The sequence below is a fragment of the Listeria kieliensis genome (assembly GCF_003369925.1).
Classification (GTDB): Bacteria; Bacillota; Bacilli; order Lactobacillales; family Listeriaceae; genus Listeria; species Listeria kieliensis_A.
Window position 1 is genome coordinate 1,102,643 of sequence record NZ_LARY01000002.1, and the last position, 26,498, is coordinate 1,129,140.

The 26,498-nt window shown below is 39.4% G+C and carries 35 protein-coding genes; 33 read left to right on the plus strand and 2 right to left on the minus strand.

Annotated features, from left to right (window positions below; genetic code table 11):
- Positions 1-11 precede the first annotated feature (11 nt).
- The 17 genes from rplX to rplQ all read left to right on the plus strand — a co-directional run bounded on the left by rplX (position 12) and on the right by rplQ (position 8,760).
- The gene (gene rplX / locus UR08_RS11220; RefSeq protein ID WP_115753705.1) at positions 12-323 is read left to right on the plus strand and encodes a 50S ribosomal protein L24; all 312 of its coding nucleotides are present in this window, start codon (positions 12-14) and stop codon (positions 321-323) included.
- Between the two features lie 31 nt (positions 324-354).
- Positions 355-894 (plus strand): 50S ribosomal protein L5, encoded by a 540-nt coding sequence (gene rplE, locus UR08_RS11225; RefSeq protein ID WP_115753706.1) that lies wholly within the window; start codon positions 355-357, stop codon positions 892-894.
- A gap of 28 nt (positions 895-922) precedes the next feature.
- A complete protein-coding gene (locus UR08_RS11230; protein WP_036072865.1) occupies positions 923-1,108 on the plus strand; it encodes a type Z 30S ribosomal protein S14 in 186 nt (61 codons plus the stop codon).
- 32 nt (positions 1,109-1,140) lie between these two features.
- Complete coding sequence (gene rpsH, locus UR08_RS11235; protein ID WP_036072868.1) at positions 1,141-1,539, plus strand: 30S ribosomal protein S8; 399 nt, start codon at positions 1,141-1,143, stop codon at positions 1,537-1,539.
- A gap of 25 nt (positions 1,540-1,564) precedes the next feature.
- The gene (rplF, locus tag UR08_RS11240) at positions 1,565-2,101 is read left to right on the plus strand and encodes a 50S ribosomal protein L6 (RefSeq protein ID WP_115753707.1); all 537 of its coding nucleotides are present in this window, start codon (positions 1,565-1,567) and stop codon (positions 2,099-2,101) included.
- A gap of 34 nt (positions 2,102-2,135) precedes the next feature.
- Complete coding sequence (gene rplR, locus UR08_RS11245) at positions 2,136-2,495, plus strand: 50S ribosomal protein L18 (RefSeq protein WP_115753708.1); 360 nt, start codon at positions 2,136-2,138, stop codon at positions 2,493-2,495.
- A gap of 22 nt (positions 2,496-2,517) precedes the next feature.
- Complete coding sequence (gene rpsE, locus UR08_RS11250; protein ID WP_115753709.1) at positions 2,518-3,021, plus strand: 30S ribosomal protein S5; 504 nt, start codon at positions 2,518-2,520, stop codon at positions 3,019-3,021.
- A 16-nt stretch (positions 3,022-3,037) separates the two neighbouring features.
- On the plus strand, positions 3,038-3,217 hold the full coding sequence (gene rpmD / locus UR08_RS11255; protein ID WP_115753710.1) for a 50S ribosomal protein L30: 180 nt from the start codon (positions 3,038-3,040) through the stop codon (positions 3,215-3,217).
- A gap of 49 nt (positions 3,218-3,266) precedes the next feature.
- Positions 3,267-3,701: a 50S ribosomal protein L15 gene (rplO, locus tag UR08_RS11260; protein WP_115753711.1), complete on the plus strand. Its 435-nt coding sequence runs from the start codon at positions 3,267-3,269 to the stop codon at positions 3,699-3,701.
- Positions 3,701-4,996 (plus strand): preprotein translocase subunit SecY, encoded by a 1,296-nt coding sequence (gene secY, locus UR08_RS11265; protein WP_115753712.1) that lies wholly within the window; start codon positions 3,701-3,703, stop codon positions 4,994-4,996. Before rplO ends, secY begins: the two co-directional genes overlap by 1 nt.
- Before the next feature lie 63 nt (positions 4,997-5,059).
- Complete coding sequence (locus tag UR08_RS11270) at positions 5,060-5,707, plus strand: adenylate kinase (protein ID WP_115753713.1); 648 nt, start codon at positions 5,060-5,062, stop codon at positions 5,705-5,707.
- Positions 5,708-6,044: 337 nt separating this feature from the next.
- Positions 6,045-6,263, plus strand: a complete 219-nt coding sequence (infA, locus tag UR08_RS11275; protein WP_036072884.1) for a translation initiation factor IF-1 — start codon at positions 6,045-6,047, stop codon at positions 6,261-6,263.
- 102 nt (positions 6,264-6,365) lie between these two features.
- On the plus strand, positions 6,366-6,479 hold the full coding sequence (gene rpmJ, locus UR08_RS11280; protein ID WP_003720928.1) for a 50S ribosomal protein L36: 114 nt from the start codon (positions 6,366-6,368) through the stop codon (positions 6,477-6,479).
- Between the two features lie 29 nt (positions 6,480-6,508).
- Positions 6,509-6,874 (plus strand): 30S ribosomal protein S13, encoded by a 366-nt coding sequence (gene rpsM, locus UR08_RS11285; protein WP_036072887.1) that lies wholly within the window; start codon positions 6,509-6,511, stop codon positions 6,872-6,874.
- Positions 6,875-6,901: 27 nt separating this feature from the next.
- Positions 6,902-7,291 carry a 30S ribosomal protein S11 gene (rpsK, locus tag UR08_RS11290; RefSeq protein WP_036072890.1) on the plus strand — a complete coding sequence of 130 codons (390 nt, stop codon included), beginning with the start codon at positions 6,902-6,904 and terminating at the stop codon, positions 7,289-7,291.
- 104 nt (positions 7,292-7,395) lie between these two features.
- On the plus strand, positions 7,396-8,340 hold the full coding sequence (locus tag UR08_RS11295) for a DNA-directed RNA polymerase subunit alpha (RefSeq protein ID WP_036072892.1): 945 nt from the start codon (positions 7,396-7,398) through the stop codon (positions 8,338-8,340).
- 24 nt (positions 8,341-8,364) lie between these two features.
- On the plus strand, positions 8,365-8,760 hold the full coding sequence (gene rplQ / locus UR08_RS11300) for a 50S ribosomal protein L17 (RefSeq protein WP_115753714.1): 396 nt from the start codon (positions 8,365-8,367) through the stop codon (positions 8,758-8,760).
- Between the two features lie 205 nt (positions 8,761-8,965).
- Here the strand turns inward: rplQ and UR08_RS11305 are convergent, their stop codons facing one another.
- Entirely contained in the window at positions 8,966-9,628 is a 663-nt protein-coding gene (locus tag UR08_RS11305; RefSeq protein ID WP_115753715.1) for an MgtC/SapB family protein, read from the minus strand.
- Between the two features lie 119 nt (positions 9,629-9,747).
- Between UR08_RS11305 and UR08_RS11310 the strand changes: the two genes are divergently transcribed.
- The 16 genes from UR08_RS11310 to UR08_RS11385 all read left to right on the plus strand — a co-directional run bounded on the left by UR08_RS11310 (position 9,748) and on the right by UR08_RS11385 (position 24,899).
- Positions 9,748-10,587, plus strand: a complete 840-nt coding sequence (locus UR08_RS11310; RefSeq protein ID WP_115753716.1) for an energy-coupling factor ABC transporter ATP-binding protein — start codon at positions 9,748-9,750, stop codon at positions 10,585-10,587.
- Positions 10,563-11,435 carry an energy-coupling factor ABC transporter ATP-binding protein gene (locus tag UR08_RS11315; RefSeq protein WP_115753802.1) on the plus strand — a complete coding sequence of 291 codons (873 nt, stop codon included), beginning with the start codon at positions 10,563-10,565 and terminating at the stop codon, positions 11,433-11,435. The genes UR08_RS11310 and UR08_RS11315 overlap by 25 nt, the downstream gene beginning before the upstream one ends.
- Complete coding sequence (locus UR08_RS11320) at positions 11,432-12,229, plus strand: energy-coupling factor transporter transmembrane component T family protein (RefSeq protein WP_115753717.1); 798 nt, start codon at positions 11,432-11,434, stop codon at positions 12,227-12,229. The genes UR08_RS11315 and UR08_RS11320 overlap by 4 nt, the downstream gene beginning before the upstream one ends.
- 15 nt (positions 12,230-12,244) lie before the next feature.
- The gene (gene truA / locus UR08_RS11325) at positions 12,245-13,003 is read left to right on the plus strand and encodes a tRNA pseudouridine(38-40) synthase TruA (RefSeq protein ID WP_115753718.1); all 759 of its coding nucleotides are present in this window, start codon (positions 12,245-12,247) and stop codon (positions 13,001-13,003) included.
- A gap of 222 nt (positions 13,004-13,225) precedes the next feature.
- Positions 13,226-13,663, plus strand: a complete 438-nt coding sequence (gene rplM, locus UR08_RS11330) for a 50S ribosomal protein L13 (protein WP_115753719.1) — start codon at positions 13,226-13,228, stop codon at positions 13,661-13,663.
- Positions 13,664-13,684: 21 nt separating this feature from the next.
- Complete coding sequence (gene rpsI / locus UR08_RS11335) at positions 13,685-14,077, plus strand: 30S ribosomal protein S9 (RefSeq protein WP_036072905.1); 393 nt, start codon at positions 13,685-13,687, stop codon at positions 14,075-14,077.
- A gap of 561 nt (positions 14,078-14,638) precedes the next feature.
- Positions 14,639-15,742, plus strand: a complete 1,104-nt coding sequence (locus UR08_RS11340; protein WP_115753720.1) for a DUF3800 domain-containing protein — start codon at positions 14,639-14,641, stop codon at positions 15,740-15,742.
- A 289-nt stretch (positions 15,743-16,031) separates the two neighbouring features.
- Positions 16,032-16,922 (plus strand): SMEK domain-containing protein, encoded by an 891-nt coding sequence (locus UR08_RS11345; RefSeq protein ID WP_240616093.1) that lies wholly within the window; start codon positions 16,032-16,034, stop codon positions 16,920-16,922.
- Positions 16,922-17,323, plus strand: coding sequence for a hypothetical protein (locus UR08_RS11350; RefSeq protein WP_115753722.1), 402 nt, complete (start codon positions 16,922-16,924; stop codon positions 17,321-17,323). Before UR08_RS11345 ends, UR08_RS11350 begins: the two co-directional genes overlap by 1 nt.
- A complete protein-coding gene (locus tag UR08_RS11355; protein WP_133296351.1) occupies positions 17,310-17,558 on the plus strand; it encodes a hypothetical protein in 249 nt (82 codons plus the stop codon). The genes UR08_RS11350 and UR08_RS11355 overlap by 14 nt, the downstream gene beginning before the upstream one ends.
- Before the next feature lie 212 nt (positions 17,559-17,770).
- Complete coding sequence (gene radA / locus UR08_RS11360) at positions 17,771-19,147, plus strand: DNA repair protein RadA (RefSeq protein ID WP_115753724.1); 1,377 nt, start codon at positions 17,771-17,773, stop codon at positions 19,145-19,147.
- Between the two features lie 126 nt (positions 19,148-19,273).
- Positions 19,274-20,350, plus strand: a complete 1,077-nt coding sequence (locus UR08_RS11365) for a PIN/TRAM domain-containing protein (RefSeq protein WP_115753725.1) — start codon at positions 19,274-19,276, stop codon at positions 20,348-20,350.
- A 23-nt stretch (positions 20,351-20,373) separates the two neighbouring features.
- On the plus strand, positions 20,374-21,078 hold the full coding sequence (ispD, locus tag UR08_RS11370) for a 2-C-methyl-D-erythritol 4-phosphate cytidylyltransferase (protein WP_115753726.1): 705 nt from the start codon (positions 20,374-20,376) through the stop codon (positions 21,076-21,078).
- The gene (gene ispF, locus UR08_RS11375) at positions 21,075-21,548 is read left to right on the plus strand and encodes a 2-C-methyl-D-erythritol 2,4-cyclodiphosphate synthase (RefSeq protein WP_115753727.1); all 474 of its coding nucleotides are present in this window, start codon (positions 21,075-21,077) and stop codon (positions 21,546-21,548) included. The genes ispD and ispF overlap by 4 nt, the downstream gene beginning before the upstream one ends.
- Before the next feature lie 19 nt (positions 21,549-21,567).
- A complete protein-coding gene (gene gltX, locus UR08_RS11380) occupies positions 21,568-23,046 on the plus strand; it encodes a glutamate--tRNA ligase (RefSeq protein WP_115753728.1) in 1,479 nt (492 codons plus the stop codon).
- Between the two features lie 329 nt (positions 23,047-23,375).
- Positions 23,376-24,899 (plus strand): glycine betaine uptake BCCT transporter, encoded by a 1,524-nt coding sequence (locus tag UR08_RS11385; protein WP_115753729.1) that lies wholly within the window; start codon positions 23,376-23,378, stop codon positions 24,897-24,899.
- A gap of 549 nt (positions 24,900-25,448) precedes the next feature.
- Here the strand turns inward: UR08_RS11385 and UR08_RS11390 are convergent.
- The gene (locus tag UR08_RS11390) at positions 25,449-26,066 is read right to left on the minus strand and encodes a uridine kinase family protein (protein WP_165849991.1); all 618 of its coding nucleotides are present in this window, start codon (positions 26,064-26,066) and stop codon (positions 25,449-25,451) included.
- Between the last annotated feature and the right edge of the window lie 432 nt (positions 26,067-26,498).

A 26,498-nucleotide genomic window follows, 5' to 3' on the forward strand; every position in this document is an offset into this window, starting at 1 on the left:
TGCTAAGACTAATGCATGTCAAAAAAGGTGATAAAGTACAAGTTATTACTGGTAAAGATAAAGGCAAATCCGGCAAAGTTCTTGCTGCATTCCCAAAAAAAGATCGTGTAATTGTTGAAGGAATCAACATGGTGAAAAAACATACGAAACCTTCCAATATCAATCCACAAGGTGGAATCTTGAATGTTGAAGCACCAATTCACGTATCTAACGTAATGCTTATCGATCCTAAATCAGGCGAACCAACACGTGTGAGCTATGAAGTAAAAGGCGATAAAAAAGTACGTGTAGCTAAAAAATCCGGTGAAGTCATCGATAAATAATTTAAGTAATTGAGGAAGGAGGCAACATTACATGAATCGCCTTAAAGATCGCTATCTTAAGGAAATTGTTCCTGGTATGATGAGCAAGTTTAACTATTCTTCTGTTATGGAAGTACCTAAAATTGAAAAAATCGTAATCAACACTGGTGTTGGTGATGCAGTAGCAAACGCTAAAGTTCTTGACAGTGCTGTTGAAGAACTTGCATTAATCACTGGTCAAAAACCAGTTATCACAAAAGCTAAAAATTCGATCGCTGGATTCCGTCTTCGTGAAGGAATGCCAATCGGTGCGAAAGTAACGCTTCGTGGTGACCGTATGTATGATTTCTTAGACAAATTAATTACTGTTTCACTTCCACGTGTTCGTGACTTCCGTGGGGTTTCGAAAAAAGCTTTCGACGGCCGCGGTAACTACACGCTGGGTGTGAGAGAACAATTGATTTTCCCTGAAATTGATTATGATAAAGTTTCTAAAGTTCGTGGTATGGATGTTGTTATTGTTACAACTGCAAAAACTGACGAAGAATCCCGTGAGTTATTAACTCAAGTTGGAATGCCGTTTCAAAAATAATCAATAATTAAAGTAGGGAGGCGAAAACGTGGCTAAAAAATCAATGATCGCTAAGCAAAAACGCGAACCAAAATTCGCAGTTCAAGGTTATACTCGTTGCGAACGTTGTGGACGTCCACATTCCGTTATTCGCAAATTTAAATTATGCCGTATTTGTTTCCGCGAACTTGCCTATAAAGGTCAAATTCCTGGCGTTAAAAAAGCAAGCTGGTAAAACCTAAGTTTAAGGAAGGAGGATAATAACACATGGTGATGACAGATCCAATTGCAGATTTTCTAACTCGTATCCGTAATGCGAACATGGTTAAACATGACAAATTAGAATTGCCTGCATCGAAAATCAAAAAAGAAATTGCTGAAATCTTAAAGCGTGAAGGATTTATCCGTGACGTTGAGTATATTGAAGATGAAAAGCAAGGCACAATCCGTGTTTTCTTGAAATATAGTCCATCTGGTGAACGCGTAATCACTGGTTTGAAACGTATCAGTAAGCCAGGACTTCGTGTTTATGCTAAATCGAACGAGGTACCTAAAGTTCTTAACGGATTAGGTATTGCAATCGTATCTACTTCTCAAGGTGTCCTAACTGACAAAGAAGCTCGCGCTAAACAAGTGGGCGGAGAAGTACTTGCATACGTTTGGTAAAATTTATTCATAAGGAGGTGCGACAATGTCCCGTATCGGTAAAAAGCCTATTACAATTCCTGCTGGTGTAACAGTTACACTTGACGGAAATAAGGCAACAGTTAAAGGTCCTAAAGGTGAGCTTGTAAGAGAGTTTAACCCTGAGATTAAAATTGAAATCGAAGGAAGCGAAATTAACATTTCACGTCCATCTGATAATAAAAACCACCGTGCTCTTCATGGTACGACTCGTGCAGTCCTAAATAACATGGTTGTTGGAGTCTCTGAAGGCTACGAAAAATCACTTGAATTAGTCGGTGTCGGTTACCGTGCTCAAAAACAAGGTTCAAAACTTGTTCTTAACGTAGGGTATTCCCATCCAGTCGAATTTGAAGCGCCAAAAGGTGTTGAAATTGAAGTTCCTGCTAATACGAAAGTAATCGTAAAAGGCTTCAACAAAGAACACGTTGGTGAACTTGCTGCTAACATTCGTGCTGTACGTCCACCTGAACCATATAAAGGTAAAGGTATCCGTTATGAAGGCGAATATGTACGCCGCAAAGAAGGTAAAACTGGTAAATAATGCCGCGTAAGCGATAAGAGAAGAGGTGAGTCGTGTGATTACTAAAATCGATAAAAACAAAGTTCGTAAAAAAAGACATGCTCGTGTTCGTTCTAAAATTACTGGAACAGAAAGTCGTCCTCGTCTAAACGTTTTCCGTTCTAATAAAAACATCTACGCTCAACTAGTTGATGACGTAAATGGCGTAACACTTGTCAGTGCTTCGAATTTAGATAAAGACTTTGGTTCTGCGGAATCAAAAGTTGACGCTGCTAGCAAGGTTGGCGAATTAGTTGCAAAACGTGCTTCTGAAAAAGGAATTTCTGCAGTTGTTTTCGACCGCGGAGGGTACTTGTACCATGGCCGTGTTAAAGCGCTCGCTGAAGCAGCCCGCGAAAATGGATTAGAATTCTAATAAAGAAGGAGGGAAAACTTAGATGGCTGAAATTATTGATGGAAACAAATTAGATGTAGAAGAACGCGTTGTTACAATTAATCGTGTTGCTAAAGTTGTAAAAGGTGGACGTCGCTTCCGTTTCACAGCACTTGTTGTTGTCGGTGATAAAAACGGTCATGTCGGTTTCGGTACTGGTAAAGCACAAGAAGTTCCAGATGCGATCCGTAAAGCTGTTGAAGACGCTAAGAAAAACATGGTGTTTGTGCCAACTGTTGGAACTACAATTCCGCACACAGTCGTTGGTCGCTTTGGCGGTGGAGAAATTCTGCTTAAACCAGCGAATGCCGGTTCTGGGGTAACAGCTGGTGGTCCAGTTCGTGCCGTACTTGAGCTTGCTGGTGTTGCCGATGTGTCTTCTAAATCACTTGGATCAAACACGCCAATCAACATGGTTCGTGCGACAATTGATGGAATTAAACAACTTAAAAAAGCTGAAGAAGTAGCTAAACTTCGCGGTAAAACAGTTGAAGAATTGTTAGGATAAGGAGGGAATTATCATTATGGCTAAATTAGAACTTACTCTAAAACGTAGCTTAATCGGTCGTCCCGGAGATCAACGTGAAACTGTAAAGGCGCTAGGCCTTCGCAAGACACATTCCGTTGTCGTTAAAGAAGATAATCCTGCAATTCGTGGGATGGTTAACAAAGTTAGTCATCTTCTAGACGTAAAAGAAGTTTAAGCTAGTATATTTACTGAAATAAAGAAGAAATAGGAGGAGGTGCTTGAACATGAAACTTCACGAATTAAAACCTGCTGAAGGTTCGCGCAAAGAGCGCAATCGTGTTGGTCGTGGAATGAGCTCTGGTAACGGAAAAACTGCCGGCCGCGGACATAAAGGACAAAAAGCTCGCGGTAAAGTACGTTTAGGATTTGAAGGTGGACAACTTCCACTTTTCCGTCGTTTGCCTAAACGCGGTTTTACAAACATCAACCGCAAAGAATTTGCTATTGTGAATTTAGATGTTTTAAACCGTTTTGAAGAAGGCACTGAAGTGACACCTGAACTTCTAATTGAAACAGGTGTTGTGAACAATGCTAAATCTGGTATTAAAATCCTTTCGAATGGATCTATTGAGAAGAAACTTACAGTGAAAGCTAATAAGTTTTCTGTAGCAGCTAAGGAAGCAATCGAAGCTGCCGGCGGAAAAGCTGAGGTGATCTAATGTTTCAAACGTTAGTAAACTTTTTCCGGGTAAAAGATATTCGGAATAAGATTTTCTTCACCCTTGCAATGCTTATCATTTTCCGTATTGGAACATTCATACCTGTGCCTGGGGTGAATGCAGCGGCATTGCAACAAACAATGGAAGGCGGCATTTTTGGGTTCCTAAACACCTTTAATGGTGGGGCGCTTAAAAATTTCTCCGTTCTTGCGATGGGGGTTATGCCTTACATCACTGCGTCCATCATTGTACAGTTGTTACAAATGGATGTTGTTCCAAAACTCACTGAGTGGTCTAAACAAGGTGAAATGGGACGTAAAAAGCTCAATCAATTGACGCGTTATTTGACAATTGGTTTGGGACTTATTGAAGCCTTCGGTATGGCTTACGGATTTAACCGTTTGTCAGGATCCACACTTATCTTCAATGCTTCTGTACCACAGTACATCGTTGTTGCGATTGTGCTTACAACAGGAACAATGTTTTTAATGTGGCTTGGTGAACAAATTACGGTTAAAGGTGTCGGGAACGGGATTTCCATTATCATCTTCGCGGGGATCGTAGCTCGTATTCCAGATGGAATTCGTCAAGTTTACGTTCAACAAATTGAAGATGCTGGCGATCAACTTTTCCTTCATATCTTAGTTCTTGTCGGAATTGCACTTGCTGCACTTCTAATCGTTGTTGTAGTTATTTACTTCCAACAAGCGCTACGTAAAATTCCGATCCAGTATTCAAAACGTGTGGCTGGAAATAAACAAGCGGGTGCGCAAGCTACTCACTTACCACTAAAATTGAACTCTGCTGGGGTTATTCCAGTAATCTTTGCGAGTGCTTTTATTATCACACCGCAAACGATCTTGACGTTCTTTGATAGTAGTAACGGTGTTGTATCTGTACTCAAAAACGTATTTGATTATACAAAACCGATTGGCATGGTCTTGTATGTAGCTCTGATCATCGCATTCACTTATTTTTACGCTTTTATCCAAGTTAACCCTGAAAAAGTGGCAGATAACTTGAAAAAGCAAGGTGGATATATTCCAAGTAAACGTCCGGGAAGGGAAACACAAGCTTATCTTACTTCGGTACTGTATCGCTTAACCTTCATCGGAGCCTTATTCCTTGCCGCAGTTGCAATCATTCCGACAATCGGAACGACAGCATTTGGGTTACCTCAAACGCTCGCAATCGGTGGTACAAGTCTTCTGATTGTTATCGGGGTAGCACTTGACACAACGAAACAATTGGAAGGGCAATTGGTTAAACGGAATTATCGAGGATTCATCAAATAACGCGCGGGCACTTGCTACGGATTTCCTAGCAGGTCTGCCTTGCGAGTACAAGGAGCGAATCAATTGAAACTAGTATTAATGGGCCTGCCTGGTGCCGGTAAAGGTACACAAGCCGAGAAAATTGTTGAAAAATATCATATTCCGCACATCTCAACAGGAGACATGTTTCGTCAAGCGATGAAAGATGAAACTGAACTAGGACTTAAAGCCAAATCTTATATGGATAAAGGTGACTTAGTTCCTGATGAAGTGACAAATGGTATTGTTCGCGAACGTCTAGCTCAAGATGATGCAAAAAACGGTTTTTTACTAGATGGTTTTCCACGAACAGTTGCTCAAGCTGAAGAGCTTGAACGTATTTTAAGCGACTTTGGGACTGAACTTGATGCGGTCATCAATATTGATGTACCAAAAGAAGCTTTGATGAAGCGTCTAACTGGACGCTGGATCTGTCCAACTTGTGGCAGAACTTATCATGAGCTTTACAATCCGCCAAAAGTAGCAGGGAAATGCGATGTCGATGGTTCTGAGCTTTATCAACGTGAAGATGATAAAAAGGAAACAGTTGAAAATCGATTAAATGTTAATTTGAAACAGACACAACCTTTGCTTGATTTTTACACAAAAACAGGTAAACTTCATAGTATTAATGGCGAACAAGAAATTAATAAAGTTTTTCTTGATGTAGATCAAATTCTTGCTTCTTTTTAAAGGAGAACGGCTTGAACGCTGCTGAAAATTTAAACGTGCAAATCCTGTTGATTTGTAGTATAATGGATAATTGGCAGTGGAATATAAGCATCTTTGCAAATCATGATGAACGAGAGAACCATTTGAGGAATATCCGAAACATTTGCTAAACCGAACTTTAGTCTTCGTACTCAAGTTCTCCGGATTACGGATCTCACTTTTCAGGTTGTCTAAAGGCAGGTCGGCTTTTGAAATGGAAGAAGCAGATCTCTTTTCACGTTTTTTCATGTAATCAAGTTTTTACACTGATAAAATCGGAACCAAGTGGTCTAGTAACCGAGAAGGAGGTAGCGAACATATGGCTAAAGAAGATGTAATTGAAGTTGAAGGCGTAGTACAAGAAACTTTGCCTAACGCAATGTTTAAAGTTGAACTCGAAAATGGGCATGAAGTGCTTGCCACTGTTTCTGGTAAAATTCGTATGCACTACATCCGTATTTTACCAGGGGATAAAGTAACTGTTGAACTTTCCCCATACGATCTAACTCGTGGAAGAATCACTTATCGTTTTAAATAATTTGCGCTCCGAAAATTGAATTTATATACCGGTCTGGTTCGCCAGCTTAGTAGTTATCGGTTTATAGAGACATTTTCTCTAGTAAACAAGGAGGTATATGGAATGAAAGTAAGACCATCTGTTAAACCTATGTGCGAAAAATGTAAAGTTATTCGTCGTAAAGGTAAAGTTATGGTAATCTGTGAAAACCCTAAGCATAAACAAAAACAAGGTTGATTATAGAATATAAGGAGGTGCTTGATTAGATGGCACGTATTGCAGGTGTGGATGTTCCACGTGAAAAACGTATCGTGATCTCACTAACTTACATCTACGGTATCGGAAAAGCAACAGCTGCTAAAGTCTTGGAAGAAGCAGGCGTTTCTGAAGATGTACGTACAAGAGATTTAAGTGAAGAAGAATTAGGTAAAATCCGTGAAATCGTAGACCGTATTAAAGTTGAGGGGGATCTTCGTCGTGAAGTGAACTTAAACATTAAACGTCTAATCGAAATCGGTTCTTACCGCGGTATGCGTCACCGTCGTGGACTTCCTGTTCGCGGACAAAATACAAAAAATAATGCGCGTACACGTAAAGGTCCTTCTAAGACTGTTGCAGGTAAGAAGAAATAAACGAATAGTAAAGGAGGTAATTAGTGAATGGCACGTAAAACAAATACTCGTAAACGTCGTGTGAAAAAGAATATCGAAAACGGTATTGCACACATTCGTTCTACATTTAATAATACAATTGTAACGATTACTGATACACATGGTAATGCTTTATCGTGGTCTAGTGCTGGTGCTTTAGGCTTTAAAGGATCTCGTAAATCTACTCCTTTTGCAGCTCAAATGGCAGCAGAAACTTCAGCAAAAGCAGCGATGGAACATGGTCTTAAATCTCTTGAAGTAACAGTTAAAGGTCCTGGTGCAGGTCGTGAAGCAGCAATTCGTGCTCTTCAAGCTGCAGGTCTTGAAGTTACTGCAATTAAAGATGTTACTCCGGTTCCTCATAATGGATGTCGTCCTCCAAAACGTCGTCGTGTATAAGTAGTCGTCTTTGTGCGTAACTTTTAAAACAGCGATATTTTGAAGCACAATTGAGGTTCGACTAGGTTTCTGAAATAAGACGTTTTGAAGGAGGGTATATTTGAATGATCGAAATTGAAAAGCCAAAAATCGAGACGATTGAGATCAGCGATGATGCCAAATATGGAAAGTTTGTTGTAGAACCACTTGAGCGTGGATATGGTACAACTTTGGGTAACTCCTTACGTCGTATTCTATTATCTTCACTTCCAGGCGCTGCTGTAACGTCCATTCAAATTGATGGAGCTTTACATGAGTTCTCTGTAATTGAAGGTGTAGTTGAAGATGTGACAACCATAATTTTGAATATCAAAAAACTGGCACTTAAAGTTTACTCTGATGAAGAAAAAACATTAGAGATTGATATACAAGGACCTGGTGTTGTAACAGCTGGAGATATTAATTATGATAGTGATGTCGAAATTTTGAATCCAGATCTTCACATCGCAACGTTGAGCGACAACGCGAAATTTCATGTTCGCCTTAACGCTGCTCGTGGCCGCGGTTATACGCCGGCTGATCAAAACAAACGTGAAAGTATGCCTATCGGTGTTCTTCCGATAGATTCAATTTTCTCGCCGGTAATTCGTGTGAACTACCAAGTAGAGAATACACGTGTTGGTCAATCTACAAATTATGATAAGCTGACTTTTGATGTTCTAACTGACGGAAGTATCAGTCCAGAAGAAGCTGTGTCACTTGGCGCAAAAATTCTTTCTGAGCACTTGAGCATTTTCGTTAACTTAACAGACGAAGCGCAAAAAGCTGAGATCATGATTGAAAAAGAAGAAAGCCACAAAGAGAAAGTACTTGAAATGACAATTGAAGAACTTGACTTATCAGTTCGTTCTTATAACTGTCTAAAACGTGCTGGAATCAATACAGTTCAGGAACTCGCTGACAAATCTGAAGATGATATGATGAAAGTTCGTAACTTGGGTCGTAAATCTTTAGAAGAAGTAAAAGTGAAACTGGCTGATCTTGGCTTAGGTCTTCGCAACGAAAACTGATTAGAAATGTAAGGAGGGAATTCCATGGGTTACAGAAAATTAGGCCGTACAAGTGCACAACGTAAAGCATTACTTCGTGATCTTGCAACGGATTTAATCGTTCATGAACGTATCGAAACAACTGAAACACGTGCTAAGGAAGTTCGTAAAGTTGTAGATCGTCTTATTACTTCTGGTAAAAAAGGTGACTTGCACGCTCGTCGTCAGGCTGCGGCATTCATTCGTCATGAAGTAGCTAGTGTTAAACAAGTTGATGCAAAAGACGGCGGTAAGAAAAACCAAGCTGTTTATGCACTTCAAAAACTATTTGACGATGTTGCACCACGTTATGCAGAACGTCAAGGTGGATACACTCGTATCTATAAAAAAGGCCCTCGTCGTGGTGACGGAGCGCCAATGGTTATCATTGAACTAGTTTAATAATGAACTTTAAAGCAAGTAGAGTGTGATGATAAGCAGAAAGTAACATTCTTTGTCTTGTCTAGCTCTGTGTGTTCCCTGCGAGATAACTCGCGGGGAGCGCAGGCTTTTTTTGTTTTCGATTCGCTCAAAGTGTGTATGTGCTTTGAGTTTTTTTATGTAAACAGCCACTAGGAACTAATTAATCCTAGTGGCTGTTTATTTTTTATTCCATTCGTTCAATAGTAACATGAGGTAAATTTTGGATATACTGAAAAATTTCTTTCTCCTCTTGAATCGACTTCGACTTGATTTGCATTGTTACTTGGTAAGCCTCAACATCGCCAAAAGGCTCGCGTTTCGTCTCATATGTAGAGATCAGATAGTCATGCTCATGTAGATAATTCGTAATAGAAGCTAAGTTGCTTTTATCATTTGTTGAATAGACTAGTAGAACAGTGTGGAAGCCGACAGATTTACTAAAGAGACTTAGCGCCTCGAGTCCAATTAATGTGAGTACCGTTGCACCAATGCCAAGTGCATATAGACCAGCTCCAGTAGCAAGACCAATACCGGAAGTTGCCCAAAGGCCAGCAGCAGTCGTTAATCCACGAACAAATTGCTTTTGGATAATAATGGTTCCGGCGCCGATAAAACCAATTCCGCTCACGACCTGAGCTGCTACACGGCTGGGATCAAAGGAAACATTGGCATGACCAGTTACACCGAAAAAGCCATATTGGGAAACAATCATGATTAGAGCGCTGCCGAGCGAAACTAGAAAATGCGTCCTGAAGCCGGCTTCTTTTGCTCGAAGTTCACGATCGAGCCCGATGATACCTCCTAAAATTCCTGCGACAGATAAGCGTAATAAAAATTCAAGCCACATAAAATCACTCCTCATCTCCCTTCTTTTCCCTTTTTTAAAAGAAAAAAACAAGCTTTGCTTAAGAATTCGCTTTATACTATAATAAATAGGTGTTAACCATTCGAAATGGGGTGCGAGGCTTGTCAGAAGATTTTGTGCGTTTAGAGCACGTTTTTTATAAATACGAAGAAGAAGATAATTTTGCGGTAGAAGATGTGACTTTCTCTGTAAGAAAAGGCGAATGGCTTGCGCTTGTCGGCCATAACGGTTCGGGGAAATCGACACTTGCTAAGCTACTTAACGGGTTACTTTTCCCTGAAAGTGGCTTAATCAAGATTGGTCACTTTGCTTTAAGTGAAACGACGATATGGGAAATCCGCAAACAAGTGGGAATGGTTTTCCAAAATCCAGATAATCAATTTGTGGGTGCAACTGTCCAGGACGACGTAGCTTTTGGATTGGAAAATCATGGGGTGCCACATGAAGAAATGGTCAAGCGAGTGGAAGATGCACTTCGTGAAGTCGGGATGACGGATTATGCCCTGCATGAACCAGCAAGACTTTCAGGCGGTCAGAAGCAACGTGTTGCGATTGCGGGTGTGCTTGCCCTCCAGCCTGATGTGATTATTTTGGATGAGGCGACTTCGATGCTTGATCCGCGTGGTCGAGCAGAAGTAATGGCAACGATACGAAATTTGCGAGAGCGTGAAGAAATTACTGTTATTTCAATTACGCATGACCTTGATGAAGTACTTTATGCGGATCGTGTGATTGTGATGAATGAAGGAAAACGATTCAAAGAAGGAACGCCGCAGGAAATTTTTGAAGCCCCTGAAGAGATGAAGCGAATCGGTCTTGGCGTCCCGTTTATCGTTGAATTGGAAGAAAAACTCTCGGAACGCGGCATTCAAATTGATGAGCCGATTCTTTCGGAAGGAGCGTTGCTTGAATTATTATGGCGATTAAACTCGAACAATTAGGTTTTTGTTATCAAAAAAATAGTCCCTTTGAAAAACGAGCCCTAGAAGACGTTACCGTTTCATTTGAAGATGGGAGTTATACCGCGATTGTTGGGCACACTGGATCCGGGAAATCAACGCTTCTGCAACATTTGAATGCGCTCCTGCTTCCGACAGAAGGGAAAATTACAATATTCGACCGGGAAATTTTAGCTGGTGAAAAGCAGAAAAAATTGAAAAATATTCGCAAGAAAGTGGGGATTGTCTTTCAGTTTCCAGAAGCGCAGTTATTTGAAGAAACGGTACAAAAAGATATTTGTTTTGGCCCGTTAAATTTCGGTGTCCCGCTGGAAGAAGCCGAAAAGCGTGCCCGGGAAGTCATTCGCGAGGTAGGACTTACAGAAGATATCTTGGAGCGCTCGCCATTTGAACTTTCAGGAGGACAGATGCGCCGAGTTGCAATTGCTGGCGTGCTTGCGATGGAACCAGAAGTTTTAGTTTTGGATGAACCCACAGCGGGATTAGATCCAAGTGGCCGAAGAGAAATCATGGAAATGTTTTACGAGCTTCATGAACGAAAAAATTTGACTACTGTACTTGTGACTCACAGTATGGAAGATGCCGCTCAGTATGCTGAAAAAATCGTGTTGATGAAAGAAGGGACAGTAGACCAGATTGGCACACCTCGTGAAATTTTTCAGGAGTCTGAACGTTTATCCGAACTCGGGCTGCTTGTTCCTGAAGTTGTTCGTTTTCAACGAGACTTTGAAAAGAAATTTTCGGTTTCTTTTTCTAAAGTTTGCTTGAACATGGATGAGCTTTTGGAAGAAATGATGCGTTTTTTACCTGAAGGCGGGAATCCACTATGATGGATAAAATGATTTTGGGACGTTATATCCCAGGAAATTCTTGGCTTCATAGCATTGATCCGCGAGCTAAGATCACGGCGGTGATGTATTTTATTGTCATTGTCTTTATGGCCAACAACTGGCTAACTTACTTATTTTTATTTGCTTATGTGCTTTATTTAGTTTTTAGTTCAAAGGTTCCTTTTATGTTTTTTGTAAAGGGACTGCAGCCCATTATGATTTTGATTTTACTTACATTGTTATTGCAAGTTTTTTTCACACAAGGTGGAGACACTTTGCTTGCGCTTGGCCCGATCAAAGTTACGACACTCGGACTATTGAACGGTATTAAAATCTTTTGCCGCTTTGTACTGATTGTCTTCATGACGACGTTACTGACGCTCACAACAAGCCCGATTGAGCTGACAGATGGACTGGAGAAGATTCTAATGCCTTTCCGGATTTTACGCTTGCCAGTTCATGAACTGGCGTTAATGCTAAGCATCTCACTTCGGTTCATTCCGACGCTAATGGATGAAACGGAGAAGATTTTGAAGGCACAAAAGGCGCGCGGCGTGGACTTTACAAGCGGGAAAATTACGGAACGAATCAAGGCGATTGTCCCGCTTTTGATTCCACTTTTCATTAGTGCGTTTAAGCGTGCGGAAGATTTGGCGATTGCGATGGAAGCGAGAGGCTATCGAGGTGGCCAGGGACGAACAAAATTTAGATTGTTGAAATGGCGCTGGCGAGATACGTCTTTACTAGTATCATTGGTTATTTTAACAGTGCTTTTATGGTTCTTTAGAAATTAGGAGGAAAAACATTTCATGACACGCTATAAGGCGATTATCGCTTATGATGGAAGCGGCTTTTTTGGTTACCAAGTTCAACCAGAAAAGCGGACAGTGCAAAGCGAAATTGAACAGGCTCTTCAAAAAATGCATAAAGGAGATTTTATCCGAGTAACGGCTTCAGGACGGACTGATGCTGGGGTGCACGCAAAAGGACAAGTTATTCACTTTGATTCTCCACTTGAGATTCCTGGTGATTCTTTTCGGATGGCGCTTGAGACGAGAACACCTCGGGATATTAGTTTTCGGTCGGTTAAAGCCGTGGACTCGGATTTTCATGCTCGCTTTGATACGACTGGGAAAGAATATCGTTATCTGATTCAGTGCGGAAAACTGTTTGATCCGTTTATGCGCCACTTTGCTTGGCATTTTCCTTATCCGATTGATCTTCAGAAGATGGAAGAAGCGGTTACGATTTTGCTTGGGGAGCATGATTTCACAACATTTTGTAGCGCAAGAACGGAGATGGAGAATAAGGTTCGAACGCTTTATCAGATTGAAATGGAACAAGTGAATGACGAACTTTTTGCGATTACTTATCGTGGCGATGGCTTTTTGTATAACATGGTGAGGATTCTAACAGGTGCGCTTATGGATGTGGGGCAGGGGAAGCTTTCGCTGGATGATTTAAAAAAAGCATTGGATGCTAAAAATAGAGAAGCGCTGCGAAGCAAAACGGCACCTCCGGAAGGTTTGTATTTGATGAACGTATTTTATGATGAATTCGGAAAATAGCGTACTACGAAAGCGGAGTTTAATTTCTTTCCCCATCCGACTTTTTTCCTGAAATTCATTGACTTTTAAGGACAGAAATTGTATTATGGACTATGGTATTGTTTACCCCACAATAAGCCCCGGAAGGTTGTTGTGTTGAAAAAACAATAGAAGTAAGATAAAGATGTTTCGGAACAAGGAACGGTTCCGGGCGCAATTTTTAATTTATTAGGAGGGTAACTCATGCGTACAACTTATATGGCGAAACAAGGCGAAGTAGAACGTAAATGGTACGTGATCGACGCTACTGATGTTTCTCTAGGTCGTTTGTCGAGCGAAGTAGCATCTATTCTTCGTGGCAAAAATAAACCGCAATTTACTCCACACATTGATACTGGAGATTTTGTAATTGTAATTAATGCAGGTAAGGTAGGTCTTACTGGTAAAAAAGCAACGGATAAAATTTATTACCGTCACTCGCAATATCCAGGCGGATTGAAATCTCGTACAGCAGGCGAAATGCGTACGAACTATCCTGAGAAACTAATTGAGCTATCTGTAAAAGGAATGCTTCCAAAGACTTCTCTAGGACGTCAACAATTCAAAAAACTACACGTATACGCAGGCGATGTGCATGAACATGCAGCACAAAAACCAGAAGTATACGAACTACGCGGTTAATATTAAAGGAGGGAAATAATAGTGGCAGAAGTACAATATTACGGAACTGGTCGTCGTAAAAGCTCAGTAGCACGTGTACGTTTAGTACCGGGCGACGGCAAAGTTGTTATCAATAATCGTGACTGGGAAGATTACATCCCATTCGCAGCATTACGTGAAGTAATCAAGCAACCACTAGTTGCAACTGAAACTCTAGGAAGCTATGACGTACTTGTAAACGTACATGGCGGTGGATACACTGGACAAGCTGGTGCAATCCGTCACGGCGTTGCACGTGCACTTCTTCAAGTAGCACCTGAATACCGTTCAGCTCTTAAATCAGCTGGTCTTCTTACTCGTGATTCTCGTATGAAGGAACGTAAGAAATACGGTCTTAAAGCTGCTCGTCGTGCTCCTCAGTTCTCGAAACGTTAATCAATTACTTGTTGTATCAACGTTTATAAGATATTTTTGGCTCAAGTTATCAATTTTTGATTAAGAAATGAAAGCATCAGCATTAGGCTGGTGCTTTTTTCTGATAATAGGCAGTTAATTTGAGGTATCGATTCTCGTATCATTTTGACATTTAACTGACTTGAGTGGCACTTAAAATATATGTTGTGTTGCTATTTTTATAAAAATAGGGCTAATACATGAATATCTTGTGAATCATCGGAAATTGTTTCGGAGATATCCAAGTAGTAGCTTTGCTAAATCGGCAAATTGTTGAAATCTATTCGAAGCAAAGATAATAATAACTGTTCTAAAGAGTATCAATTGAGTTTAGATTCATATAAATTTTTTGGACGAATATTTATTCATGTCCCACAGTCATTGTGCATGACTAGTGCTGAAATTGAGAATACTAAACTTATTAAATTGGATAGAAATTTGTTAATCTTTTAAGATCAGACGAATACAACGGTAAATCTATAGATGCGAAGTGAGGCTGTTTTTAATCTTTTAAGTTAGGTTATAGAAAGGAGCAGGGTAGTCATGAACTATACAAAATATGTTGAGGCTATTTCAAAACTTCACGGTGTTCCCAAAATGGATAAGGAATATGAACTTTACTATGATGAGACTAATAATGCACGTATTTTTCGTTTAACAGATGATGGTTTTAATTTTAATGAGAAAGCATATTTCATATTAGGAGGGCTTGCATTTGAAAAAGGAAAACATCCAAGTAAGGAAAGTTTAAAAAGATTAATAGGGAAATTGGAGATCCAGCAGAATTCAACTGAGATAAAATTTAAACATATTCAACAAAAAGCTAAAGTGTTTTTGGAATTAATTTCTAGGAATCATGTTAGAATTTTTATTGAGTGGCTATATGATAATAAATGTTGGATTCATTATTCTTATAGAGACAACTTTTATTATAGTATAGTTGATATTGTAGACTCACTTGAAGAATCATCTTATTTTGGAATTGAGTTTAGTAGAGAGCTGAAAAGCGCCTTATATAGTTATATTGATAAGGATAAAGACTGGTTTGTTCAATTGTTGATTTATTTTGACTATCCAAATGTGAAAAATCATGGTCAGTTTATTGATCAGATACTGAATTGGTTTGAAAAAATAGACCCTGATAGATATGATTCTAATATTGAATATTTAAGGCAATGTTTGAAAAGTCATCGAAAAGATATTCTTATATTTTTGAAGGGAAATAAAGACAGAGTTATGATTAAAAACTATGCTGATATCTATAGGAATTCAATTCTTACTTTTTATAATGCTACCCATGTGTTTGATGAGGAGTTGGAGATTCAAAAAATTTTAGACGTGGACATAATTGAAGTATTTGGAAAAAATATTTCGTATGAATTTATTAAATCTGATAGCTCGATATTTGTTCAATTATCGGATTTAACTATAGGAATTCTAAGAGTATGGATGGGATTTTTAGAAAGTCACTCTATTTGTGAGTTAAAAGAATTGTTCTCAAATTTGTCAGCCACACAGGTACAGACAATGAAACAGTTCCAGGCTGTAATGTGCGGTTCGCTTTGGGAGAATTTTGGCTTCAAACACGGATCTGGAAGTAATCAATTTGAAGAGAAAATAAACTGCTTTATGGAATATGATTTCTAAGACGTGGGAAAATAATCCCATAAGTGGTTGATTTTTAATATCACTATTGTCTCTGAATAAGAATACCAATTTAAATGGTTCGTCAGAGAATATTGATGAACTGATAATGAAAATAAGGTTTTAAGTTTATTTTCGATAGAATCAGGAAAAGCGGTACTTTTATAGCAAAATAGCTAAAAAGTAAATAATGTACACGATAAGGGCGTGATGAATAATACGAGGATGTATCCTAAACGTTACTATTGAAATTTTTCTATTAAGAATATCTATAAGGAGGAAATATATTTTGATGAAAAGAAAAAATAATTTTGATAGTTTCTTGGAAAGACTTATTTTTCTCAATAGAGAAATTGAACTTCGAGGAAAACTTAATTTTAATGATTTGTCCATACATTCAGAAGATTTCTATATAAAGTTGTTTAATCACTTATTAGGGTTAAATTTAAAAAATCTGAATACGGTCAAACCAAACGCTGAAGCCATTGATTTGTTGGACACAGAAAACAAAACAATAATACAAGTAACTGCAACTTGTACAAAACAAAAAATAGAAAACACGTTAAAAAAAGAAGTCTTAAAATCTTATGCAGATCGTAACTATAGCATTCAGTTTATTTTTGTGGGGGCTCAAAATAATAAAATTAAATCAGAGACTTTTGTAAATCCTTTTCAGATTGAATTTGTTGGTCGAAAAAATATTTTTCTTACGGAGGATATCTTAAGGGTTTTCAATACTTTGGATGTCACAAGTCAAGAGAATATAATAGAGCTGATTGATTTAGAGCTTCCTGAAATGATACTTTTAGATAATAAGAGGTTAAAAAAAGATATTTGCATAGAAATGAGTCAATTGTTGAATGAAAATAAACTTATATGGCAAAATTATGGACCTAATTCTAAAATGGCGGTAATAAACCCGTTAGAACAAACAACTTTAGACTTTTGGAACTTTCGAAAACAAGATATATTCGATAATAATGATAAAATTTTAGAACTGTTTTATAAGCACGAGAATCTATTTGATTTAGAAGAAAGAAAAGGCTTTGCGGAATTTAATGAACATGCATTTTCTTTTGTAGCAAATGATACGACTAGGTTGGATAGCAATGTTTATAAGGTTTTTCCGAAGCGCTTTTCGGAGTTGATAGATAATATTTTAAAAGGAGACGAGGATAAGTAATGATGAATGAGAGTGATTTACCTAGACATGAAAGCATTTTGTATTTTGAAACAATTATTAAAAAACATGATAAAGTAAGATCTTTGGATAAAGTTGACGATTATCTGTATTGCTTAACTTTATATAATTCGAAAAAATATAGAGTTTATCTTACCAACCTCTATACAGTGGGCATTGCTGATGTGATAGAATTATCAAATCTGCATGACATAAATGCTATAGTGACAATGTCTTCATGGAATAGCTACACATTGGAAGCGAAAGAATACGGGCAAAGCATAGGCATTGGGGTTTTTATATTTAAAGAATTGATGGGAGCAATAAATTATGATAGACCTGCTCAATACTTTTCCGGATATGATAAGGATGGAAACAAAGTATATGAAGGTGCCAGAGATTAAAATTTATCAATTTGGCTCTTCGCTGTGTTCAGATACACCTAATGATCTTGATATTCTAATTATATATAAATTTTTAGACTTGAATGAAATTGATGAGGTAATACGTTTTAAAAATGAAATTAAATTGAAGATAGAAACTGCTTTACTTATTCCAGTGGATGTCGTCTTATTGTCTGAGGATGAAGCGGTTCATTTGCAATATCTTGAAAAGGTTGTTTTTCAAAGGATTTTTTAGATGCATAACTGTTTATTTGGGTCAAATATAGTAAGTTTTGGAATGTTGTGGCAGACGAAGAAGTCTGCCATTTTTGTATTCAATTGAAAAGGTGAGATCTGGTTCGAAAATGCCATTTCTAGCCGTTTTTTCTTGTCAAAATAGAAGTTTAGCAAAATCTAAACCACGAACAAACATTCTGTGGTACAATAAGCAAGAATGGGGGATGACACATGGCAAAAGCAAAACGAACCACAAAATTTGTTTGCAGTTCCTGCGGTTATGAATCGCCTAAATGGATGGGAAAATGTCCGAATTGTGGCGAGTGGAATCAAATGGTGGAGGCGCTCGAACCTTCTAAAAAGGCAACGCGTAGTTCTTTTCAACATACAGGTGAGCCTTCAAAGGCAACGCGAATCACAGATGTGATGAGTGAGTCTGAAAAACGTGTGCAAACGAAGATGCCTGAACTCAACCGCGTGCTCGGTGGCGGTGTTGTCGAAGGCTCTATGGTACTTGTCGGCGGGGATCCCGGGATCGGAAAATCAACTTTGCTCCTTCAAGTTTCTGCGGAGCTTACGCTAGCGGATAAAAAAGTGCTATATATTTCTGGGGAAGAATCGGTTAAACAAACGAAACTTCGTGCAGAGCGTCTTCAGGTTTCTGGTGACAATTTGTATTTATATGCGGAAACAAATCTTGAAGCTATCCAAGCGACGATTGATTTTATTAAGCCGGATTTCGTAATTATTGATTCGATTCAAACGGTGTATCATCCTGACGTGACAAGTGCGGCAGGGAGTGTTTCCCAAGTGCGAGAATCAACAGCGGCGCTTATGCGAATTGCAAAAATGCAAAATATCACGGTATTTATTGTCGGTCACGTAACGAAAGAAGGGGCGATCGCTGGGCCGCGTCTACTTGAGCATATGGTGGATACGGTGCTTTATTTCGAAGGCGAGCGACATCATGCTTACCGAATTTTGCGTGCAGTTAAAAATCGCTTTGGTTCAACTAATGAAATTGGGATTTTTGAAATGCGAGATGTTGGCTTAGTGGAAGTGGCTAATCCTTCCGAGGTATTTCTTGAAGAACGCTTGGATAACGCGTCTGGCTCAACGGTTGTGGCATCTATGGAAGGGACGCGCCCTGTTCTTGTGGAAATTCAGGCGCTTGTTTCTCCGACGATGTTTGGGAATGCAAAGCGGATGGCGACGGGGCTTGATTATAATAAAGTTTCTCTTATTATGGCGGTCCTCGAGAAACGCGTGGGCTTGCTTCTGCAAAATCAGGATGCTTATTTAAAAGCAGCAGGCGGTGTTAAGCTAGATGAGCCTGCGGTTGATTTGGCGATTGCAGTTAGTGTGGCTTCCAGTTACCATGACCGACCAACGAAAAGTACGGATTGCTTTATTGGCGAGCTTGGGCTTACTGGTGAAATAAGAAGTGTTGCTCGCATTGAAGAGCGCGTCAAAGAAGCTAGTAAATTGGGCTTTAAACGGATCTTTATTCCGGCGAACAATGGTGGGGAATTTAAAGTTCCAAAATCCGTTGAAATTGTTCGGGTTGCAACGATTGCTGAAGCTTTGCAACAAGCTCTTCCAAAATGATTGGAAGCAGATCTCGGTCTGCTTCTTTTTTGCAAAGAGAAAGGTTGCTGTTCGTCTGAGGTTTAGTGTAAAATGGATAGGAAACATGTTACACTTTGTACAATGAAAATGAAAGGAGGCGTGAAGATGCTAAAATGGATTATTCGAGTATGTTTTATTTTGCTCGGAGGAACGTCAGGTGTTTTTATATTGCCGGGTGTTTATGAGAAAATCGGAATCGGACATTATTTGTGGCTAAACAATCCTTATTTCAATGCTCTGGTTGGTGCACTTATATTTTATCTTATTACTTTTTGGGCGGTGAAATATATAGAATCCGCGCTTAATTGGCTTGAGGAACGATTAACACGTATTTCTGGCGCGACAATTGCATACGGGGGGCTTGGCCTTATCATCGGGCTAGTCATTGCATTTTTTGCTGGAAACGCATTTAGTCAAACGAAAATTCCGATTGTAGATTCTGTTGTTCCAGTTGTTTTAACGCTTTTACTTAGCTATCTAGGGTTTCGAGTTGGCGTGAGCCGCAGAAATGAACTTGGATCGTTGTTCGCTGGGAAAAATGCACGTAAAAAACTGGCTGCTGGTCAAGCAAATGCGAATCAATCATCTGCAGAGAACTACAAAATTCTCGACACGAGTGTTATAATTGACGGGAGAATCGCGGATATTCTGATGACGGGCTTTTTAAACGGAACGATTGTCATCCCGCTCTTTGTGCTGGCAGAATTGCAACACATTGCCGATTCATCAGACACGCTAAAAAGAACGCGTGGGCGAAGAGGGCTTGATATTTTAAATCGTATTCAAAAAGAGGAAAATATTCGAGTTGAAATGTATGAAGGCGACTTTGAAGATGTTCCGGAAGTGGATGCAAAACTTGTGAAGCTGGCTAAAACCATGAATGGAACAGTGGTTACGAATGACTACAACTTGAATAAAGTTTGTGAGTTTCAAAATGTGCCGGTATTAAATATCAATGACTTGGCTAACGCGGTGAAACCTGTTGTCTTGCCGGGAGAATCAATGAATGTTCTTGTCGTGAAAGACGGGAAGGAACACAATCAAGGCGTTGCTTACTTAGACGATGGCACGATGATTGTTGTTGAAGACGGACATCGTTTTATTAATGAAGCCATTAATGTGGAGGTTACGAGTGTACTTCAAACTTCTGCTGGAAGAATGATTTTCGCGAAACCGAATTAAGACAGGATTCAGGAGCTAAAGAAATGGACTATGAACTAATTTTTCTTGCTGCTGGGCAAGGGAAGCGAATGAACACAAATCAAAATAAAATGTGGCTTGAGTTAGCTAGTGAACCGATTTTTGTTCATGCGCTTAAGCCTTTTCTTGCCGATTCTCGCTGCAAACATGTAATTGTTGTTTGTCAGGCGGATGAAAAGCATATTGTGCAGCAGAGTCTAGAAAAAATGGCACTTTCCGCATCTGAACTTGCGCAAATCGAACTGGTTTCTGGCGGAGCTGAGCGACAGTATAGTGTCAAAAATGGTCTTGCCAAGTGTGGAGCAGCTGAGCTTGTTCTTGTACACGACGGAGCACGCCCCTTTGTTTCGCTAGATATGATTGATCGCTTATGTGAGACAGCTAGCTGTGAAGGAGCAGCGATTTGTGCCGTGAAAGTAAAAGATACTGTGAAGCGAGTGGAGCGAGGAGTCGTGCAGGAAACCGTTGATCGGGAAAATCTTTGGCAAGTTCAAACCCCACAAGCGTTTAAGCAAGAAACGTTGAAAGAGGCTCACGCAAAAGCGGCGATTGATGATTTTCTTGGAACGGATGAGGCGAGTCTCGTTGAACGCCTCGGCGTGCCCATCCAAGTGGTTGAAGGAAGTTACTACAATATTAAAATCACGACACCGGAAGATATGCCGCTCGCGCAAGCGATTTTAGGAGAATTGGAGGGGAATGAGCATTGATTCGAATTGGACAAGGTTATGATGTGCATCAGCTAGTCGAGGGAAGAAAGCTCATCATTGGTGGTATCGAGATTCCGCATGAAAAAGGGCTGCTCGGGCACAGTGATGCGGATGTATTGTTGCACGCTATAACGGATGCCATCATTGGCGCAGTTGCCAAGCGAGATATTGGACACTTTTTTCCGGATACAGATGCTGCATACAAAGATGCTGATTCTGCTGAGCTACTTCGCAAGGTTTTCTTAGAAGTGAACCAAGAAGGTTATCGTCTCTCTAATTTGGATTGCACGATTATCGCGGAACAGCCTAAGATGGCGCGTCACATTGATGCGATGCGGGCTCGGATTGCTGAGTTGCTTGATGCCGAACTGGATCAAGTGAATGTAAAAGCGACGACTTCTGAAAAACTCGGCTTTGCTGGTCGAGGTGAAGGGATTACAAGTTTAGCAGTTGTTTTGCTTGAAAAATAAAAACGAGGAGTGAAGGATTTTGTCAGACAATAAGAAAGTACGAGTACGCTATGCGCCAAGTCCAACTGGTTATTTGCACATTGGGAATGCGCGTACCGCTCTTTTCAATTATTTATTTGCACGTCATAATGGTGGAGATTTTGTGATTCGGATTGAAGATACCGACGCAAAACGAAACGTTGAAGGCGGCGAAGAAAGCCAAATGCGGAATTTGAAGTGGCTTGGAATTGACTGGGATGAAGGTGTGGATAAGCCGGGAAACTTTGGCCCGTATCGTCAATCGGAAAGAACACATATTTATGATCCGCTAATCGAACAACTTTTAAATGAAGGAAAAGCTTATAAATGTTATTGTACGGAAGAAGAGCTAGAAGCAGAACGTGAAGCGCAAAAAGCACGTGGTGAAATGCCTCGCTATAGTGGGAAATGTCGTCATTTGACAGAAGCAGAACGTGCGGAAAAAGAAGCGCAAGGCTTGAAGCCGAGTATTCGTTTTCTTGTTCCGGAAAATGAAACGATCACTTTTAATGATATGGTAAAAGATGAAGTCTCCTTTGACACAAATGGAATTGGTGATTTTGTTATCGCGAAAAAAGATGGCATGCCGACTTATAATTTTGCGGTAGCAGTGGATGACCATTTGATGGAAATGACGCATGTTTTACGTGGCGATGACCACATTTCAAATACACCGAAACAAATTATGATTTATAATGCGTTTGGATGGGAACCGCCAACTTTTGGGCATATGACATTGATTGTCAATGAAAGTCGCCGTAAATTGAGTAAGCGAGATGGTTCGATTATTCAATTTATCGAGCAATATCGTGATCTAGGCTTTTTGCCAGAAGCGCTATTTAACTTCATTGCCATGCTGGGTTGGTCTCCAGAAGGGGAAGAAGAAATCTTTTCTAAAGAAGAATTCATCAAGATTTTCGATCCAAAACGTTTATCGAAATCACCTGCGCTGTTTGATAAGCAAAAGTTAACTTGGGTGAATAACCAATATGTGAAGAAATTGCCGCTAAATGATGTAGTAGAACTGGCTTTACCGCATCTTCAAGAAGCAGGTGTGGTTTCGAAAGACATGAGCGATGCAGAACGCGATTGGGTGCATAAACTGGTTTCGCTTTACCATGAACAAATGAGTTATGGTGCGGAAATTGTTGGTTTGTCGGAAATGTTTTTTGCAGATGCAAGTGAAATGACATTTGACGATGAAGAAAAAGAAGTGCTTGCCGCTGAAACGGTGCCAACAGTGATTGAAGCTTTTGCGAAAGAAGCGGAAACGCTGGAACCGTTTGAAGCAGACGAAGTAAAAGCAGCGATTAAACGAGTGCAAAAAGAAACTGGTGTGAAAGGGAAAGGTTTGTTTATGCCAATTCGGATTGTAACTACGGGAGAAATGCACGGACCAGAGCTTCCGCTTGCAATCGAAGTACTTGGACGCGAAAAAGTTTTAAATCGATTGCATAATTGGCTAGAAAAAAATAAGTAAGAGAAGTCGCTACCTGCGCGCGATTGCGCGCAGGTAGCTTTTTTATTGCGCCGCCAAGGCTGATCAATTTTTAGAAGTCTCTTCCAAGTTTCTTGCAAAAAGAACTGGTCAGACGTGAGGTGAGATTGATGTTATGATAGAATAGAAATATTAATTCCCTTGTACTAGAGTGACTGATGGAAAAACGGAGTGTATTTGGGAAGGGGGCGCGCAATGGGACAGCATAGCGTAATTACACAAAAAGAAAAAATACTAAAATTTAGTCATGAAGAGTTAACACCTTTTATGTTTGAAAAGTTACGGGGAAAAGAAAAATAAAGGAGTTGCTTATGAAGAAGACAGGAGTAGTTTTTTGGGTTTCCTTTTTCTTGGTACTATCCGCTGTTTTACTGGGAACCATCTTTCCAAAAGGATTTGAAAAAATTACCACCAATATTCAAAGCTTTTTAACCTCAACATTTGGCTGGTATTACTTACTGGTCGTTGTTGTGATCGTTGCCTTTTGTATTTTCCTTATTTTGAGTCCAATAGGAGCGATTCGCCTAGGACAGCCAGATGATGTGCCAGAGTATAGCAATCGTTCATGGTTTGCTATGCTATTTAGTGCTGGAATGGGGATTGGTCTCGTGTTTTGGGGCGCGGCAGAACCGCTTTCGCACTTTGCAATAAATGCACCAGGAGGAGAAGTAGGCACACAAACTGCTTTAACGCAGTCTCTACGCTATACCTTTTTCCACTGGGGAATTTCCGCATGGGCGATTTATGCAATTGTTGCGCTTGCACTTGCTTATTTTAAATTTAGAAAAAAGGCACCAGGTTTAATTAGCGCTACGCTTTATCCGGTGTTACGTAAACAATCGAATGGCTGGCTAGCTCATGTAGTAGACATTATTGCTGTTTTTGCAACAGTTATCGGTGTAGCTACAACCCTCGGGTTAGGAGCTCAGCAAATCAATGGAGGTCTTGCTTACTTGGCAGATGTTCCGGTCAATTTCACTGTTCAAATGATCATCATTATTATTGTTACCATTTTATTTATGATCTCTGCTTCGACAGGTCTAAATAAAGGTATTCAGCTTTTGAGTAATGTCAATTTATACATTGCGGCTATTTTGCTTGTGCTTACCTTGTTTTTAGGGCCGACTGTAAAAATCATGAATGAATTTACTAATGGTTTTGGTGCTTACTTACAAAATTTTGTGCAAATGAGTTTCCGAACTGCGCCGGGAGATGCAGCTGGGCGTGAATGGATAAATAGCTGGACGATCTTTTACTGGGCTTGGTGGATGTCTTGGTCACCATTTGTTGGCTTTTTCATTGCGCGAATTTCAAAAGGGCGGACGATTCGTGAGTTTTTGATGGGCGTTATCGTTCTGCCGACGATCGTAAGTACGCTTTGGTTTGCAGTTTTTGGTGGAACAGCAATTGATGTGCAAGAAACTGCGAATTCAGCATTGAAAAACTTACCGACGGAGCAAGTCTTATTCGGAGCCTTTAACGAATTGCCATGGAGCACCTTGCTTTCCGTTGTAGCAATCATTTTAATTGCTGTGTTTTTTGTGACATCGGCAGACTCTGCAACATTCGTTCTTGGCATTCAAACGACAAATGGAGTTATGAATCCAAGTTTCCAAATCAAACTGGTCTGGGGGATTCTCCAAGCGGGCATTGCGAGTACCTTACTATTTGCTGGCGGCCTGCAAGGTTTACAAAATGCGGCGATTATTGTCGCTTTTCCGTTTTCGATTGTGATTTTATTGATGATTGTCTCACTTTATATCTCACTAACGAAAGAACAGGAAAAGCTTGGCTTATACGTAAGACCCAAAAAATCACAACGCAAGTATTTATGAGGATGAAAGATGTTTTGATTGATTTTAATAGGTTGAAAATTGAGTTGTGGCCTTAAAAAATAAAAGGGCTAAAGTTCGTCTTGGACTTTAGTCTTTTTTTATTACTAGTAGAAATAAAAAATATGCGGAACATGTAAAAATAATTCGTAGGTTCTTAATGGATTTGGTGGCTGTCAGGATAAATGGCAGAAAGCTAATTGCGCATTCGCTAATATGATGCATTGAGACGTGTGTGCTTCATTGTAAGGAAGGCTTGTTATATTTGTTTTATGAAGGGGTCACTCCAAAAGTAGCGCATGAAATAGTAATTGGTATAATAACTGTGAAAAATAAACAAAGGGATTATGCAACAGAATATTGAGTTTTATTTTTTAAAATCAATTACTCTTTATACCTTTTAAAGTTCATGATATTTGGTAAAATCAATAATTTCGATATTTTAGAATAAAGTTGTTTAAAAAAAAGAGATAGCGTGGAATAAGAACTTTAGGAGGCAATTTGTCTCGCGCTCTTGAACTAATTGCATAAAGACGGAATGGCTGTTGACTCTTAAAGCGGATCTTGAGGAAAACGCTCAAGAAACAAGTGTGATCCGGTATTCATTAATATGATATCAAATTTATATTTTTGAGGGAGAATAAATCTCTCGAATTCAGATCTTCGTGTTTTGAAGCGAGAGATGATGTCATTTGTGGAAAGTTTTCGTTCAAAATGATCTCTTTTCATACGTAACGTAAACTCAACTTGACTAGTTGTATAAATGAAAATAGAGAGATCGAAGAGATCTTTATCTAAGAAGCTAGCTCCGATTCCTTCGACGATGACTAACTCATTATGGTCGCCTTTATAGTGAAGAAGGTTGTGATCATTTAAAGTGAGAAAAGGCATGTTTCTTTTTAACATTTCTATATCACGAACTAGAGTAGGGAGAAAGTAGGAAATCGGGTTATTTGCAGTAATTATAGAAGTGAATTGCTTTTTCGCATCTCCGTCAAGTAAATAATCATCAGTAGATAAGTAATGAATAGTGAAGCCTTTTGCTTGAAGCTCTTTAGATAAGTGGTTAGCGAGAAGAGTTTTCCCGGATGAACCATTTCCACAAATACGAATAAAGGAACACTGTGCTGTACCAATTAATTGACTAATCTTTTTGACTGTTTTTTCCATAATGATCATCCTCTCGTGTATAAATTAATGTTAGTATACAGAATAGCTTAATAAATTTCTAGGAAAGCATGCTCTAATTATAATTACATATTAGAATTTTCTGTTACAAACAATTTTGTACGAATGAAAACTTTTTTAGAAATTTGCTTGCAAAGCCCCATAAAACATGGTATATTAATAAACGTGCCAGCGAGAGACAATAAAAATAAAACGAAGTGGCCAAAAAGATTTCGTTTAAAAACCATTGACTTTCAGAGCTGGTTAGTGTAACATGAAAGAGTTGCTGATAAAAAGCAGCGAAGAAGAAATGACCTTTGAAAACTGAACAAAAAGAAGACGAAAAAGCGATGAAACAGTATGTTTCACCAATCAATTCGCAGGGCAGGAAATCGAGAGCGATTTCCAAAACAAAACTAGTAAATAAGCTAGCAA